Genomic DNA, 16,381 nt, shown 5'->3' with positions numbered 1-16,381 from the left:
TTTTCTTCATCTTCCTGCAGGACACTTATTTGCCCATATAAAGGCGACGGATAATTCCCAGATTCTGGAAAATACGCATACCGAAAATCAGTACCGCTACCAGATACAAATCGATACCGATCAGATTACCTGCATAGCACAAAAAGGCTGCCAAAATGCCGTTGATAAAGAATCCGGAAATGAAAACCTGAGTATCATAATTGCCTTCGAGCGAAGCACGTACACCGCCCAGCACTGCATCCATACCTGCCATAACAGCTACGGCAAGCAGACGTGCGTATTCGGGCGGCACTCTGAAAGGACAGTAAACACCGAGTATAAGACCAAGCAAAAGTCCGGCAAATGCAAATCCGATCATTTCGCAGCCTCCTTGCTTTCCACTATCTTAGCGTATTCAAAGCTGCGCGGTGCCTTCAGCGCCGGAATATGCAGCTTTTCAACAGTCTTGATTTTTACCTGAATGCCCCAGAACTCAAAAGTTTCTACAACACCGCCACGCAGACGCAGGGCACTGCTCAGAGTTTTAGGAGCGCCTATAGCCTTGATAACATAAGGCGGAGCGCTGCGGACATTGTTTACCGAAACAGTAGGTCCGGCACAACGAATCTCGCTCATAGCCACAATACGCTGATCGTTGACAGAAATTGCTTCCGCACCGGCAGCGCGCAGCTCGTTGAGCACACGCAGCAAATCTTCATCATGAATGATGTACAAATTAGGATTTTCGCCGGACTTTTTGGCAATATTGCTGTCATCCAGCAATATCTCAATGCCTTCGCCCTCTACGTCAGTCGTGCCTGCCATCAGCTTCATACGGTCATCAGCAGGATCCTTGCCAGCACCTGCACGCAAGGTTTCCAGCTCTGTCAGCAGCTGCTTGTTCTCGGCTTCCATAATCTTCAGGCGTTCCGACAAATCCTCTACGCGGTCCATACGCACATTGCGCTGAAGCTCTGTAGTTTTATACTGTACCGAAAGCATAAATCCCAACACCATGAATACCACGGCAATCAACAGCTTGCCCTTTAAATCCATAGTAAAAATTTCTTTCATTATCTCACCCTCACTGTGACATCAGCTGCAACAGCATTGCAGCTATAACAAGTTAACAGCAATTTATTTTGGCAAAAGCTTGATATATGGCTTACCGAAGGTCAAATCAATATATTCAGCCTTAATATTTTTATCTTTAATCTTGTTGAAAACAGTCATAAACACAGAAGCCTTCTGTGATACCTCCTGCACCCTGCCCAAACGCACCGGAAAGCTGCCGCTCAGCTGCAGCTTGACATCCTGCTTATCATCAACGGCAATTTCACCGATACGCTGCAGTGCTTCCGGCGTCAGCTGCTGCAAAAATTGCAGAATCTGCAGCACACCCGTATTGGCAACCTTATCTCCCAGATAAAGATTACCGCACTTTATTCCGGCCAGCACAGGGGCCTTGGCATCCGGAATAGTAGTCGTCACACTGAGAACAACACCGTTATAATCCACCTTCAGATAGCTGTGATAGGAATTGGCAACATAAAGCGCCGGCTGCCGTTCTTCTACGCTCACCTGCAAGGTTGCCGGAAAGCGGTAAGCCACCTCTGCATTCTTAAAGCGGACATCATGCAGCAAAGCATCACGCAGACGGCCGGAGCTGGCATTGAAAAGATTCAACGGTCCCTGCCCGCAGCCTGCAAGCGAGATAACCTCTGCCTCCTTCAGCTGACTGCTTCCGTGAATGCTGACATTGCCAAAGGCAAACGCAGGATTATGCACATAGCGCCAGGCATATGTACATGTTACAGCAAGTACAGCCGTGGATACCAGTAGGCGCACCATGTGCCAGAATTTCCGGCGTCTGCGTCTGCGCAGTTGTTCGCGTATAGTCTGCGATGAATCCATGCTGCACCTCCTTTGGCTTCTTATAAAACGTTTTTATTTAGCGCTCAGTAAAATTTTCTCGCACAGCTCCGGGAAGCTGATGCCAACAGCAGCAGCAGCCTTCGGAACCAGGCTGGTTGCCGTCATGCCGGGAACCGTGTTTGCTTCCAGTACATAAGCAACGCCATCCTCATCACCCAGCATAGCATCTACACGCGCTACACCGGAAAGGCCCAGCAGCTTGTAGGTTTCTACGGCAATTTTTTGGATATAAGCAGTAGTTTTCTCATCAAACGGTGCCGGGCAGTGGTAATCCGTAGCACCTTTGGTGTATTTGGAATGGAAGTCATAGGCTCCGGAATGCGGTGCAATCCAGATAACCGGCAGCGGTTTTGGCTCGCCGTTCTCTTCCATAATAGAAATCGTCAGCTCTTTGCCCTTGATGCATTTTTCTGCCAGCACATTTTCGGAATACTTGAAGGCTTCCTCCAGTGCAGGCACAACATCTTCTGCAGTCTTAGGAATTACAACGCCGATGCTGGAGCCTTGGGTTGCTGCCTTGATAACTACGGGCAGACCGAACTCGGAAATAATTTTGTCTGCCAGCGCCTGCAAATCACCTGCATCACGCTTATTGATAATCATGCAGGGTGCTGTAGGAATGCCTGCAGACTGCAGATAACGCTTCGTAGCGGATTTATCCATAGAAACAGCGCTTGCAAGTACGCCGCAGCCGGTATAAGGAATACCTGCTGCCTCCAGAATGCTCTGCAAACGGCCATCCTCACCGTACATACCATGAACGGCGTTAAATACTACCTTAGCGTTCATATCACGCAGCTCGTTAATCAGATTCGACGGATTCAGCTCCACTTCCTTGGCATTATAGCCCTTTTCGCGCAAAGCATTGGCAATAGCGCCGCCGGTAACACGCGAAATCTCGGCCTCAGAGGAAGGCCCGCCTAAAACAACAGCAACAACATCCTGCTTATTAATCTGCATTTCTTTCCAACTCCCTAACTAATTCTTCACCAATTTTAAACACATCACCGGCACCGATGGTCATCACCAGATCGCCGGGACGTACAATGCGCTCCAGATATTCCTCAGCCTTGGTCAGCTTGCCGATATACAGCACCTCCTGACCGGTCGTTGCTTTGATACCCTCCGCCAGATGCATGCTGCTTACGCCGGGAATTGCATCCTCGCTGGCTGCATAAATGTCAGTCAGAATCAGCTCGTCGCAATCCTTGAAGCATTCGCAGAACTCAGAGAACAGCAGCTTGGTACGGGTGTAGCGATGCGGCTGGAACACGCACAACAGACGCTCAGGCTTCGTCTGTCTGGCAGCCTTCAGCGTTACGCCGATTTCTGTCGGATGATGCGCATAATCATCAACAACCCAGACACCGTTTACCTTACCCTTGGTTTCAAAACGACGTTTGGCACCGCCGAACTTTTTCAGGGATGCAAGAATTTTGTCGGTAGCAATGCCCATCTCATGTGCAGCAGCAAACGCGCCCATAGAATTCAGCACATTATGTCTGCCGGGAACAATCAGATGAACCTCCGTCACAAATTCTCCCTTGTAGTACAGCTTGTAGCTGGTGCCGTCAACACCATAGGAGATGTCACGGGCAATGTAGTCAGCACCCTCGCCTTCTACGCCGTAGGTAATTACCTCTTTATCAGTTTCGGCAGCCAGACGGCGCACCTTGGCATTATCAAAGCAAAGAATTGCCTTGCCGCCTTCCTTGATGTTGCCGACAAACTGTTTAAAAGCCTGATATATATTTTCTTCTGTACCGTAATGGTCCAGATGATCATCTTCAATATTAGTTACTACCGCAAGATACGGATACAGCTTGAGGAAGGAGCCGTCACTCTCGTCCGCCTCCGCTACCACAAAACGGCCTGCACCGTTGCGCGCATTACCGCCAAGGCTGCTTACCTCGCCACCGATGATAACAGTCGGGTCAATACCGCTTTCTGCCGCAATGCAGGAAATCATTGCACTGGTAGTAGTTTTGCCGTGAGCACCTGCGACAGCTACGCCGTCGGCAGCATTCATCACTGCAGCCAGCACATCGCTGCGGTGCAGCACGGGAATACCGCGCTTTCTGGCTTCTACCAGCTCCGGATTGTTGGGATGAATCGCTGTAGAAATAACTACAGCCTCAGCATCCTCCACCTGGCTGGCAGCATGGCCCATATAAACCATAGCGCCTTCTTCCGCCAGATGTGCCGACATATGACCGGCATTTAAATCGGAACCGCTTACATCATAGCCGCGCTTAATCAATACATAAGCAATCGCGCTCATGCCGGCGCCGCCGATACCGATAAAATGTATATTATGCAGGTTTGCTAATTTGTTTTCAGCCACTCGAGGCCCTCCCTTATTGTTTAGTCAAGGCCACAGCCTCTTTGGCTATAACCTCTGCAGCCTGCGGTCTGCCAAGCTTTTGGGCCGCCGCATGCATCTGCTGCAATTCCTCTTCATGTACTAATAAATGCTCGATAAACTCCAAAACGGTGTCACCCGTCAGGTCCTTATCAAGAATAACCTTGGCAGCACCCTGAGCCTCTACCGCTCTGGCATTAAACTCCTGGTGATTTGCCGTAGCATACGGATATGGTACCAAAAGTGACGGCACTCCCTTCGCCATCAGCTCTGCCAAACCGATTGCACCGGCACGGAATACTGCCAGATCTGCCGCAGCCAACGCTACCGGCATATTATGCAGATAAGGCTTGATGATAATGTTATCCGCCACCCCGCCGCGCTTTTTGATTTCCGCCATATAGGCGTCATAATTCACATCACCGGTCGCATGCAGCACCTGTACCTCGGCTCTGCCGGAAAGCGCCAGCTCTGCTTCGAGCATAGCGTTGTTGATGGTGCGCGCACCACGGCTGCCGCCGGAAACGAGAATCGTTTTCTTCGCCGGGTCCAGCCCCAGCTCCTTAACAGCTTCCTCACGCGTATGCTGCAGAATTTCACTGCGGATAGGATTGCCGGTATATTCCAGCTCTGCCTTGCCGTGAAAATATTTGCCGCCCTCTTTATAACCTAAAAACACCTTGCGCACATAACGTGACAAAATTTTATTGGTCACACCTGGCATCGCGTTCTGCTCCTGAATGCAGCAGGGAATTCCCTTTAACGCTGCCATGAAAACAATCGGGCCGCAGACATAACCGCCGGTACCGATTACCAGATCCGGTTTTTCGTTGCTGATAATCTTGTAGGCATCATACAAGCCGGCAAAAAGCTTTGCCGCACTGCGCAGGGTATCCAGGCTCAGGCTGCGCTTAAAGCCTGCTACCTCAATGAACTGCAGCTTGTAGCCGTAGCGGGGAATGATATCCTTTTCCAAGCCCTGCTGTGTGCCTACGAAGCTGATTTCCGCCTCAGGCTGCAGTTTTTTTATCTGATCCGCAATGGTCAGGGCCGGATAAATGTGTCCGCCCGTACCTCCGCCGGAAAGAATTACCTTCACTTAACGTTACCTCCCTCCAGCTCGTGTACCAGCTTTTTAAAATAATTTCCGCGTTCGGGATAATTCTTGAACATATCAAAGGATGAGCAGGCCGGCGAAAGCAGTACAACCTGTGGCTTATGTGCCAACGCATGCGCTTTGCTCACTGCGTCCTCAAAGCTGTCAGCCAGCACGATGTTCTGCACGCCGCAGGCAACAGCTGCCTTGTTAAAGCGCTCCTTGGCAGCGCCAAGCAGAATCAATGCGTCGGTTTTTTCCTTAACCAGCTCCATCATCGGCTCCAACGGTGTCAGCTTATCGTGACCGCCTGCGAGCAGGATGATATGACCGTCCTTAAAGGCCTCCAACGCTTTAATCGTAGAATCGGTATTGGTAGCCTTGGAATCATTATAATACGGCACGCCATCAATCGTTGCAACGTATTCAATGCGGTGCTCAATGCTGCGGAAGTTACGCAGCACATCAGCCATATCGCTGATGCTCACACTAGCGAAGAAACCGCAGGCAATAGCTGCCAACACATTTTCTTCGTTGTGACCGCCGAACAGATGCAGCTCGCTGATATTGCAGACAGTTTCCTGCTTGCCGTCCCAGCTGATGATAAAATTACCATCCTGCATATAGATGCCCTGCTGCAGCTTTTCCTTACGGCTGAAGTAGCACAAACGGCCTTTAGTTTCTGCACCCCAGGTACGCACGATGGGATCATCGTAATTAAGCACCGTAACCTGCGCCTCGCCCTGCTGACGGAAAATGTTCTTCTTCGCCTCGCCGTAGGCCTCCATCGTATGATGACGCTCCAGATGATCCGGAGTCAGATTCAGCACTACTGCGATATCAGGGCAGAAGCTGCTGACTTTTTCCAGCTGAAAGCTGGAAAGCTCGGCAGCGAGCCAACCATCCTGCGGCAGGCTCTCTACCTCCTTGGACAGTGCCAAGCCGATATTGCCGCCTACTGCAGAAGGCACCGGCAGACGTTTGAGCATCTCGCCCACAATAGTAGTGGTAGTGGTTTTGCCGTTAGTACCGGTGATAGCGGCAATGTGACCGCCATACAGCCTGTAGCCCAGCTCAACCTCGCTGATGACCTCCAGTCCGCGTTGCTCTGCGAGCAGCACATTTGCATTATCGCAGGCGATACCCGGAGAAAGCACCAGCACACCTGCAATATCAAGCAGGCCTTCAAATGCAGCCTGACCGATGGCCAGCCCGCCGCCAACGCTCTCTAAAAGCTGCAGCAGCTGCGGCTCTAAAGTACAGTCCATATCGTTATACAAATATACCTGCTGCTTTTTATCTGCCAGCACCTGCGCTGCGCCACGGCCGCTGATGCCTGCGCCGTAAACGATTACAGCATCCTTTTTAGTCATCAAGAAACACCCTCTATTCATAAACATACATAGGCTATAGCCCTTTCACCGCAAAAATTACGACAAAACGGTTATAGCCGAAGATTTTTTATACAAATGCATTAAGCCACAGGCATAAGCCAATGACAGACAATACGCAGCTTACTGCTGTAAACACACGCACAACCTTAACCTCAGGCCAGCCGCCCAGCTCAAAATGATGATGCAGCGGAGACATGCGGAAAATGCGTTTACCGCCGCTAAAGCGGAAGTAAGTAACCTGAATAATTACCGACAGTGCTTCCGCTACATAGATACCGCCGACAATAACCAGCAGCAGCTCTGTACGTGTCAAAAGCGCTAAAGCGGCAATAGCACCACCCAAAGCCAAGGAACCGGTATCACCCATAAATACCCTGGCAGGATGACGGTTAAACAGTAAAAATCCCAGGCAGGCACCGGTCAGGCCCAAAGAAAAACCGCTCAGATCCAGCATGCCTTGCATGTAAGCAATAAAAGCGAAAACCATGGTAACCGGCAGACTGACAAAGGAAACCAGTCCGTCCAGACCATCCGTCAGGTTTACGGCATTGGTTGTGCCAACCAAAAGCAAGAAGGCCAGCACATAATAACCCCAGCCTAAATCAATGACAGCATTGATGCCGGGAACCCACAGCTCCGTATTGCGGATATGAGTTTCGGCGAAATATACATAGGCACCAGCCAGAATGAACTGCAGTAAAAATTTCTGCTTGGCAGTCAGGCCCAGATTGCGCTTCATTACAACCTTAATGTAATCATCTATAAAGCCTATGACCGCATGGCCTACTGTCAGCACCAAAGCAATAATTACATGGGGAGTAAAGTTACCCCACAGCAAAGCAACCAGCAACGCTGCCAGCATCATAAGTCCGCCCATCGTCGGTGTGCCGCTTTTCGCCATATGGCTCGCCGGTCCGCATTCACGGATAGACTGGCCGAACTTCAACTTATGCAGATAAGGAATCAGCACCGGGCCGATTAAAGCACACACAATAAACGCAGTCACAGGAATTCCGATTAATTTTAACATCTACTAAAATCTCACTCTCTTAAGTTTACTTGAACAGCTCCAGCATCTTGTCAACCTGCATAGAATGGCTGCCCTTAAGCAGGATAATATCACCTGCGGAAGCCATCAGACGCAAAGCATCTGCTGCCTCCTGACGATCGGCACAATGCTTGCTCTTGCCACCAAGCTTTGCAGCCTCATCCGCAATATAAGCAGCCTGCGGACCGTAGGTCAGTACAAAATCCACACCGTTTTCTACAGCCCAGCGGCCTACACGGCGATGCGCATCCTCACTGATATCTCCCAGCTCCAGCATGTCTGCCAGCACAGCAATAGTGCGGGCCTTGCCATGAGCTGCCTTCTTGGCCTCCGCCAGGGTTTTCAGTGCCGCTTCCATAGAAGCCGGACTTGCATTATAAGCATCGTTGATAAAGGTGATATCGCCGATATAAACGATTTCCTGACGGCTGCCTGTCAGGCGGGCAGTTGCCAGCGCCTGCGCGCTTGCTGCCATCGGCACGCCGTAACAGAAGGCGCCGGCGATAGCGCTCAGCGCGTTATAAACGTTATGCTCGCCAATCAGCTGCAGGCTTACCTTAACAGCTTCGCCCGTAGCTTTGTGCGTGCAGGTAAAGGTAGTACCCGCACCGGAAGTCACAATATCACTGCCGCGGAAGTCGCAGTTTTCGCCCAGGCCGAAGTAAACAACTTTTGCCTTGGTTTTGTCTGCTGCCGACAGTACGTATTCGTTATCGCCGTTGAGCACAGCAAAGCCGTCCTCCGGCAGATTAAGTACGATTTCGCTTTTGGCCTTGCCGATGTTTTCCATGCTGCCCAAAAGCTCCATGTGGGTTTCGCCCACGTTGGTAATCAGACCGCTGTCAGGCTCGGCAATGCGGCACAGCTCGGCAATCTGGCCCAGTCCGCGCATGCCCATCTCCACAACGGCAATATCGGTATCCGGCTGAATGCTCAGCAAGGTTTTCGGCAGACCGATTTCATTATTGAAGTTGCCCTGAGTTTTGACAACATTGTATTTGCAGCTCAGGCAGGCAGCCAGCAAATCCTTCGTAGAGGTTTTGCCGTTGGAGCCTGTGATAGCAAAAACCTTCAAGCCCTGCTTACGCAGACGGTAGGCATGCGCAAGCTGCTGATAAGCAAGCAGCGTATCCTCTACCATGAACACAGCAACGCCCGCAGGCAGGCCGCTCACCTCATGGGATACAACAACGCCCGCAGCACCCAGCTCCACAGCCTTGGCGCAATAGTCATGGCCGTCAAAATTATCGCCCTTCAGCGCTACGAATAATTCTCCCGGCTTTACCGCACGGGAATCGGTGGTTACGCCGGTAAACTCAAAATCTGCACAAACAGCCTTAGTAGCTGCTAAAACTTCACTGGCCTTCAGCATTTTTTATCACTCCAGTATTCCATTACAACTTCTTTATCATCAAAGTGAATAGTTCTGTCCTTCAAAATCTGGTAATTTTCGTGGCCCTTGCCGGCAATCAGAATAACATCATCGTCAGCAGCCTCTGCCAAAGCATAGCAGATTGCCTCACGTCTGTCGCTCAGACGGGTAACGTGCTTGCCCTCGGGCACATTCTGCAGAGCCGTAAAGATTTCGTCGATAATCAGCTCCGGATCCTCGGTACGCGGATTATCGGAGGTAACAACGATGTTATCAGCCAGCTCCAGCGCCAGCGCACCCATTATCGGACGCTTTTTGTTGTCACGGTCACCGCCGCAGCCGAACACAACCCACAGCTTACCGCGGGTAATAGAGCGCGCGGTTTTCAGCACGTTCTCCAAGCCGTCGGGAGTATGTGCGTAGTCTACAATAACAGTATAAGGCTGTCCTGCCTCAACGAGTTGGAAACGTCCGGGGACGCCGTCAAAGCCGTCAAGTACGGAGCAGATGATATTCTTGTCAATCTTTTCAGCCAGCATTGCACCGATAACGCCCATAACGTTATAAACATTGAACTCACCGGTAATCTTCAGCTCCAAGTCCATTTCGCCCACCGGAGTATGCAGCAGCAGCTGCATATGTTTCGGCTCAACCGTAAAGCTCAAAGGATAGATATCATTATCATGGCCTTCGCCATAGGTCAGCACGTTAGCCTTGGTACGCTCACGGATAATTGCGGAGCTCGGATCATCCATATTGAAGACAGCGTTTTTATTCGGCTTGCTGCCGTCGGTCAGATGCTCAAAGAGCAGGCTCTTGGCATCGCGGTAATTCTCCATAGTTTTATGGAAGTCCAGGTGATCCTGGGTAATATTCGTCAGCACAGCGCAGTCATATTCAATGCCTGCTACACGCTTCAGCGCCAGCGCATGACTGGATACCTCCATAACGCAGTAATCACAGCCGGCGCAGCACATAGCGTACAATGTTTTCTGCAGGTCAACTACATCCGGAGTAGTGTTATGAGATTCGGTAATCTCATCGTTAATCATAATATTGATAGTGCCAATCAGGCCAACCTTGTAGCCTGCTTTGCGCAGAATCAGGCGAATAATATTCGTCGAGGTTGTTTTGCCGTTAGTACCGGTCACGCCGATCATTCTCAGCTTGCGTCCCGGATAATCATAAAAATACGGCGTTACCAGCTCCATAGCCTCACGCGTATCAGCAACCTTAATCAAAGTAACGCCCTGCGGTACTTCAGCGGGAACGTCCTCCACCAGCGCAGCAACAGCGCCCTTCTCGGCAGCCATCGCCAAAAATTTATGTCCGTCTACAGTCGCACCCTTCAGGCAGATAAAAAGACTGCCGGCTACCACCGCACGTGAATCGGCAGTTACATCAGTAATAACTTTATCAGCACTGCCAATTACCTCAGCCTGCGGCAATAAGGCAAGGAGTGAAGCTAATTGCTTTTCCATTTATTAACCCCCCTGTTTTACGTTCTGCCCCTCATGGAGCAAAGCCGTAAATTACTTCTAGTTTAATTATAGTATAGAATTTAAATTGAAACGGCAGCCAAAAGGCTGCCTCCCAAAAACCCATTCAAATTATATCACAATATAAACTGAATGGCTATGTTTATTTGTTATGCACAGCCAAAGAATTGCTGCTTCCGCCAGCCTTAACATAAATATTGCTGCGGGCAACACTCATACCCAAATACTGTTCGGCCAAACCGATAATACGGTCCGGTCCCTTCAGCTGCTCAACCTCGATTTTCAGCTCTTTGTTTTTGGTGATAAGCTGAGCCTCCTGCTGCTGCAGGCTCACCAGCTCATTGCCATATTGCACCATAGCATTGCTACGTAAAACCACAATGAAATAAGCTGCCATAATAAGTAAAAATGCTTTAAGAATTCTATTGCGCAGCACTCTTCTCGGATCAGGTCTATGTACTTTTCTGCGGGCAGGCTGCTGAACCTCATATTGCTCGGCAGACTGCTCCTGCCAAGCATAATTATCGTATTTTCTGGCAAGCATCAAAATCACCCTTCATCAAAACATCAAAATTTATCTCTCAGCTATTATCTGTCAAATTTTAATTGCATAACGCAGGCGCGCACTGCGGCTGCGCGGATTTTCCTCTACCTCTGCCTTAGAGGGAACGATATTTCCCGTTTTACGCAGCAAAGGCTTTTTACCGCATACGCACACCGGCAGCTGCGGCGGGCAAGTGCAGCCCTTGGCAAGCTTGGCAAAGGTCTGCTTAATAATTCTGTCCTCCAGCGAATGGAAGGTAATAACACCGATACGGCCGCCGCTCTTTAAGCGGTTCACGGCTCTTTCCATAGTATCTGCCAAAATTCCCAGCTCGTTGTTTACCTCGATGCGAATAGCCTGAAAGGTACGCTTCGCCGGATGCGGACCGTCAAGTCTTGCTCCCTTGGGAATAGCCTTCTTGATGACATCCACCAGTTCAAAGGTAGTAGTCAACGGCTTTTCCTTGCGTGCCGCCACAATAAACTGCGCGATACGCTTGGCCCAGCGTTCCTCACCGTAACGGTGAATAATATCCGCCAGCTCTTCTTCCTTGTAGTGGTTGACGATGTACTCTGCATCCAGACTCGCTTCTTTATTCATACGCATATCCAAAGGTCCGTCATGCATATACGAAAAACCACGCTCCGGGGTATCCAGCTGATAGCTCGAAACACCAAGGTCAAAAAAGATACCGTCAATTTCATCGATTCCCATGGAATCCAATACCTGGGAAAAGTTTTCAAAATTGGACTTGGCAACTGCGGTTTTGCAGGTAAATTTGTTCAGCAAGCGTTCGGAACCGGCAGCAATAGCATCATCATCCTGATCAATGCCAATCAGAAGACCGCCTGCCTCCAGCTGTGCGGCAAACGCACTGCTGTGCCCCGCACCGCCCATAGTGCAGTCCACGTAAATACCATTTTTATCTGTTATCAGAAAGTCCACACTCTCAGCGAGCAGAATACTTGTATGCTTAAATTCCATAGCCAACACCAATCTTATATTCCTAAGTCAGCAAGCTGCTCTGCGAGCTCACTCACATCCTCAGCATTTTCTTCGTTATATTCGTTCCAGCGGCCTGCGTCCCAAATTTCGGCTCTGCTGCCTACGCCCACAATCACAGCATCCTTTTCCAGACCGGCATGGCGACGCAGGTTTGCCGGCAGCAATACTCTGCCCTGCTTGTCACATTCGCCCTCGCAGGCACCGCCAAAGAGAAAACGGGTAAAATCACGCGCTGTTTTGCGGCTCATCGGCAAGGCTGCCAGCTTCTGTTCCAACTGATGCCATTGCTCCATATCATAAACAAAAAGACAGCCGTCCAGACCTTTGGTAATAATAAACTTACTGCCCAAACTTTCACGCAGCTTAGCAGGCATAGCAAGACGACCTTTTGCATCCAGAGTGTGTTCGTATTCACCTAAAAGCATTTTGTCGCCCCCTTTTACCCACATTGCACCACTTTTCTCCATTATATCGTTTATCAGCCGTAAACGCAAGTATTTCACAGCTTAATGTGAAAAAATAATCAAAAAAACGTGAACTCTGTCAAGCTTATTTCGCAAAAAATTTTCAGTAATAAATTTGGCTTTTAGAAGCACAGATGATATAATGAATGAGTACGGATTTCGTGTACAATTTTTATAAAAAGGAGACTTATACAATGGTTACTAAAGATACCGGCATTATTGAAGCCGTTCAAAACCATCCTGAAATCATGGAGGTTTTCGCTGAATATGGTCTGGGCTGCATCGGCTGCATGGCTGCTCATTTCGAAACCATCGGTCAGGGCGCAGGCGCTCACGGCATTGATGTTGATGCTCTTATCGAAGATATCAATAAGGTTATTGCCGAAGCAGAAGCAAACAAATAATATAGCGAAGCGTGAAAAATACTGTATCGGCATATTTTTCACCGCATAGAAAAAATGAGGGAACTATCTCCAGCACAAGTGGGGACGGTTCCCTGTTTTCATAAGGAGGTCTCTGTTATGTTCAAAACTCGTAAGGTTGTAATCGTCGGCGCAGGTCACGTCGGCTCCCATGTTGCTTTAGCGCTCATCCAATCCGGTGAAGCAGATGATATTGTACTTATTGATATTCTTAAGGAAAAAGCTGCAGCACAAGCACTGGATTTGGACGACTGTGTCAGCGGTGCTCTTTGCGGTCACGATGCAAAAATCCGCGCCGGTGAATATAGCGAGCTCAATGACGCAGATATTCTGGTAATGGCCTTCGGCCGCAGCCGTCGTCCCGGCGAAACTCGTCTGGATATGTTTGATGATTCCATCAAGATGGCTAACGAAGTTATCAGCCACCTGAAGCAGGTTGACTTCAAGGGAATTATGATCAGCATTTCCAATCCTGCAGATATTATCTGCGAGCATATCCGTCGTCAGATGCAGTGGGATCCGCATCGCTGCTTCTGCACCGGCACCAGCCTCGAAAGCTACCGCCTGCTGCGCGTACTCAGCGCCGCTACCGGCTACAGCCGTAAATCTATTCAAGCCTTCTGCATGGGCGAGCACGGTAATTCCAGCTTCGTTGTCTGGTCCCGCATCCGCATCGGCAGCAAGAGCTTTGCCCAGCTACGCAGCGAACGTCCGGAGCTGGCTGCCCTCAGTCTGGATGATTTGCAGCTGCATGTTAAAAGAGCCGGCGATATTGAGGTTGACGGCAAAGGCTGTACGGAATTCGGTATTGCCAATGCCGCCTGCATGCTGATTAAGGCTATCTTCCATGACCAGAAGCTCATCTGGCCCTGCTCCACCGCTCTCAACGGCGAATACGGTCAGAAGAACGTTGCAGCCGGCGTACCCTGTGTCATCGGCAAGAACGGTATCGAAGAGATTCTTGAGCTGAAACTGACGGAAGAGGAGCAGGCTAAATTCGCTGCCTCTTGCGACATTCTGCGTGGCTTTTTGGACAGAGCAGGCAGCTTGTAAGCTTCCGTACCTTCTCTAATGGGCACAACCCTCAGTCATCGCCTGCGGCGATGCCAGCTCCCTGACGCTAAGACCCAGTTTATCGCAAGCTTGCGCTGCGAGAAACTGTTGGTCGTGCTAATGTCGCTTTGCGACGGCAGGGAGCATATAGAAGTTAAACAGATTTACGAAGTTTAGCCTTCCGCAGGTCTGATATATCTTCCCTGAAAGGGAAGGTGGCTGCGAGCTTTGCGAGCAGACGGAAGGGTTGCAGCGCGATATTTAATTGCGACGCTCACATGTAAATAAGCAAAAAACACCGGCATCCGCCGTACCCCTGGTACGGCAGACGTCGGTGTTTTCACGTTTTAGCGTATATTAAACTCTTGCATGCTCTAAGCTCAATACTCCCAGCTCAGGCCCACAGCCACCAGCTTGCTGGTATCATTACCCAGCTTGCCATAGCCAACAGCAGTATTCAACAGCAAATTCTTCTGTAGGCTCTTGCTGTAGCTAAGCTCAACTTCCTTAAGGCTGCCATTGTGCTGCGCCGTCTGCTGCATATCAGCATAGGTATAGCTCAGCCCGAGCTTGCCGCCATCTGCCAGATAATGGTTAACCTCCGCATAAACGCGTTTCGCATCTGCGCCCAGCCAATCGCCCAAAATAGCGTCTTTATACGTCCAGCCATTCTTCAGCACCCAATGGCCATACCAGGCATCATTAGTTTTGGCAGCCTCCACGCGCAAATCCCAGCTGCCGTCCGGCACCAGCTGCGGAAAGTACATGCCAACATTATAAGCATTTTCACAGGGGAAGGCATGCGCCTGGTCCTCGCCATACAGCGAAGCATAAACCTGCACGCCCGGGAAGCGATACTTAAAATCAAGGCCCGCAATATCGTTCCAATTATCCTTTTCGGCAGCATCAGCATTATCGCCCAGCAGCCAATGCTTATTAAACTTCTTCAGCATCGACATGCGCTCCAGGCCAATCGTAAACGTATCCGTCGGCATAAAATCCACACGCATGCCGACAAGAGCAGCGTGGTCCTTTTCCAGCGTCGAACCGGAAGTTGCAACCCTGTTACCCTCCAGCCTGCTGGCAAAGACATTGACATTCGCCTTGCCCAAAAACTTCAACGCACCATGCTCAAAGGTGTGCGGCTCCAGCAAATTCAGCTTAATTGCTGTCTGCGGCGTTGCATTGCTGCCAAATGCCAGCTGTCCTGCGCGCCCTGCGCCCCAGGACATCGGCTGCCTGCCGGCAGTAATCCCCCACACGCCTAAATGCGTTTTGGCGTAGCCTTCAACAAGGCTGGCATCACCATGCTCGTCCTTATCCCAGCTAAAGCGCGGCGTAACGCCCACAGCCAGGTCCTTGTTCAGGCTGCCGCTGATGTGCAGCGTGCCCACAGCGTTAAAGCCATCGCCATAAAGATAGCCATTGTTATTGTGGTTCAGCAGCTGCCACTGCGCCTTGGCATTGTTATACTTATAGGCAGCACTGTCCTGCTGCAGGTACGACAGGTCAACACTGGCGCCGCGCAGCTTCACATTATTAATCTTACCTGCACCCTGCAGGTAGGCAATCTCCTCTGCCAGGCCCTCGCGCATTGCATCCAGCCTGGTCTGCAGGTATGGCGGCAATGGCTTACTCTTGGCAATTGCGTCAGCCTGCAGCACCCATTTGGCCATGTCCAGGCGACTGTAAGGCTTGGTGTTGGCAGGCATGTCCTGTATATAGCCCATGCCCTCCAGCTTATCAAGATAACCGTAATAGCTGCTATCAAGCGGCACGTCAGCCGTAACCAGCGGGCTGGCTGCGGCGCAGCTGCAGCCAAGGGCCGCGGCAATTGCTATAGCGCTAATTAATTTTTTCATCAGGCAACATCTCCCAGGTTGATAAATTTGTTCATTACAAGTGTGTGTTATATCGCTTGCTTATTGAAAACACTCTACAGTAATATATTGTAGCAAACTATATTCTATGTTTCAAGATTATTTTATATGCTGATGGCTAAACCTGTATATCGCAAGATCATCTCATTATGTGATTTTTCAGAATCTTCACTTGATTTCTGTTGTCCTTTTATTTATACTTAGCTTAGCTTCACATTCACAACAAAATAAGCAGGGCCTACCGGCTCATGTCGGTAGTATTTAGCAGTACCTACGGTATCCGGAACTTCCGGATGCTATGTGTACTGCTTTTTTTCTTAAGCACCTT

At 50.0% G+C, this 16,381-nt stretch carries 16 protein-coding genes; 2 read left to right on the top strand and 14 right to left on the bottom strand.

Annotated features, from left to right (window positions below; all coding sequences use genetic code 11):
* Positions 1-25: 25 nt before the first annotated feature.
* The 13 genes from KAH19_RS08970 to mraZ form a co-directional block, all read right to left on the bottom strand.
* Positions 26-358 carry a small basic family protein gene (locus tag KAH19_RS08970; protein WP_210684307.1) on the bottom strand — a complete coding sequence of 111 codons (333 nt, stop codon included), beginning with the start codon at positions 356-358 and terminating at the stop codon, positions 26-28.
* On the bottom strand, positions 355-1,053 hold the full coding sequence (locus KAH19_RS08965; RefSeq protein ID WP_210684306.1) for a DUF881 domain-containing protein: 699 nt from the start codon (positions 1,051-1,053) through the stop codon (positions 355-357). Before KAH19_RS08965 ends, KAH19_RS08970 begins: the two co-directional genes overlap by 4 nt.
* Positions 1,054-1,116: 63 nt before the next feature.
* Entirely contained in the window at positions 1,117-1,893 is a 777-nt protein-coding gene (locus tag KAH19_RS08960; protein ID WP_210684305.1) for a cell division protein FtsQ/DivIB, read from the bottom strand.
* Positions 1,894-1,926: 33 nt separating this feature from the next.
* On the bottom strand, positions 1,927-2,874 hold the full coding sequence (locus tag KAH19_RS08955; protein ID WP_210684304.1) for a D-alanine--D-alanine ligase: 948 nt from the start codon (positions 2,872-2,874) through the stop codon (positions 1,927-1,929).
* The gene (murC, locus tag KAH19_RS08950) at positions 2,864-4,258 is read right to left on the bottom strand and encodes a UDP-N-acetylmuramate--L-alanine ligase (RefSeq protein WP_210684303.1); all 1,395 of its coding nucleotides are present in this window, start codon (positions 4,256-4,258) and stop codon (positions 2,864-2,866) included. The genes KAH19_RS08955 and murC overlap by 11 nt, the downstream gene beginning before the upstream one ends.
* A 13-nt stretch (positions 4,259-4,271) precedes the next feature.
* On the bottom strand, positions 4,272-5,375 hold the full coding sequence (murG, locus tag KAH19_RS08945) for an undecaprenyldiphospho-muramoylpentapeptide beta-N-acetylglucosaminyltransferase (protein WP_210684302.1): 1,104 nt from the start codon (positions 5,373-5,375) through the stop codon (positions 4,272-4,274).
* Complete coding sequence (gene murD / locus KAH19_RS08940; RefSeq protein WP_246869349.1) at positions 5,372-6,745, bottom strand: UDP-N-acetylmuramoyl-L-alanine--D-glutamate ligase; 1,374 nt, start codon at positions 6,743-6,745, stop codon at positions 5,372-5,374. Before murD ends, murG begins: the two co-directional genes overlap by 4 nt.
* 88 nt (positions 6,746-6,833) lie before the next feature.
* Complete coding sequence (gene mraY, locus KAH19_RS08935; RefSeq protein WP_009145991.1) at positions 6,834-7,796, bottom strand: phospho-N-acetylmuramoyl-pentapeptide-transferase; 963 nt, start codon at positions 7,794-7,796, stop codon at positions 6,834-6,836.
* Positions 7,797-7,821: 25 nt separating this feature from the next.
* The gene (gene murF / locus KAH19_RS08930; protein WP_210684300.1) at positions 7,822-9,186 is read right to left on the bottom strand and encodes a UDP-N-acetylmuramoyl-tripeptide--D-alanyl-D-alanine ligase; all 1,365 of its coding nucleotides are present in this window, start codon (positions 9,184-9,186) and stop codon (positions 7,822-7,824) included.
* Entirely contained in the window at positions 9,180-10,667 is a 1,488-nt protein-coding gene (locus KAH19_RS08925) for a UDP-N-acetylmuramoyl-L-alanyl-D-glutamate--2,6-diaminopimelate ligase (RefSeq protein ID WP_210684299.1), read from the bottom strand. The genes murF and KAH19_RS08925 overlap by 7 nt, the downstream gene beginning before the upstream one ends.
* Before the next feature lie 160 nt (positions 10,668-10,827).
* A complete protein-coding gene (locus tag KAH19_RS08920) occupies positions 10,828-11,232 on the bottom strand; it encodes a septum formation initiator family protein (RefSeq protein WP_210684298.1) in 405 nt (134 codons plus the stop codon).
* A 48-nt stretch (positions 11,233-11,280) separates the two neighbouring features.
* Entirely contained in the window at positions 11,281-12,213 is a 933-nt protein-coding gene (gene rsmH, locus KAH19_RS08915) for a 16S rRNA (cytosine(1402)-N(4))-methyltransferase RsmH (RefSeq protein ID WP_210684297.1), read from the bottom strand.
* A 14-nt stretch (positions 12,214-12,227) separates the two neighbouring features.
* The gene (gene mraZ / locus KAH19_RS08910; RefSeq protein WP_009145996.1) at positions 12,228-12,659 is read right to left on the bottom strand and encodes a division/cell wall cluster transcriptional repressor MraZ; all 432 of its coding nucleotides are present in this window, start codon (positions 12,657-12,659) and stop codon (positions 12,228-12,230) included.
* Positions 12,660-12,892: 233 nt separating this feature from the next.
* Between mraZ and KAH19_RS08905 the strand changes: the two genes are divergently transcribed.
* Both KAH19_RS08905 and KAH19_RS08900 read left to right on the top strand, forming a co-directional pair.
* Entirely contained in the window at positions 12,893-13,102 is a 210-nt protein-coding gene (locus KAH19_RS08905; RefSeq protein WP_040564637.1) for a DUF1858 domain-containing protein, read from the top strand.
* A gap of 117 nt (positions 13,103-13,219) precedes the next feature.
* Positions 13,220-14,173, top strand: coding sequence for an L-lactate dehydrogenase (locus KAH19_RS08900; RefSeq protein ID WP_246869348.1), 954 nt, complete (start codon positions 13,220-13,222; stop codon positions 14,171-14,173).
* A gap of 380 nt (positions 14,174-14,553) precedes the next feature.
* On the opposite strand, the gene KAH19_RS08895 is transcribed toward KAH19_RS08900, so the two are convergent.
* A complete protein-coding gene (locus tag KAH19_RS08895; RefSeq protein WP_210684295.1) occupies positions 14,554-16,035 on the bottom strand; it encodes a capsule assembly Wzi family protein in 1,482 nt (493 codons plus the stop codon).
* Positions 16,036-16,381 lie beyond the last annotated feature (346 nt).

Source organism: Phascolarctobacterium sp. Marseille-Q4147, assembly GCF_017968825.1.
Classification (GTDB): Bacteria; Bacillota; Negativicutes; order Acidaminococcales; family Acidaminococcaceae; genus Phascolarctobacterium_A.
The sequence above is the reverse complement of the archived record's forward strand: the minus strand, read 5'-3'. Positions and strand labels throughout refer to the sequence as shown.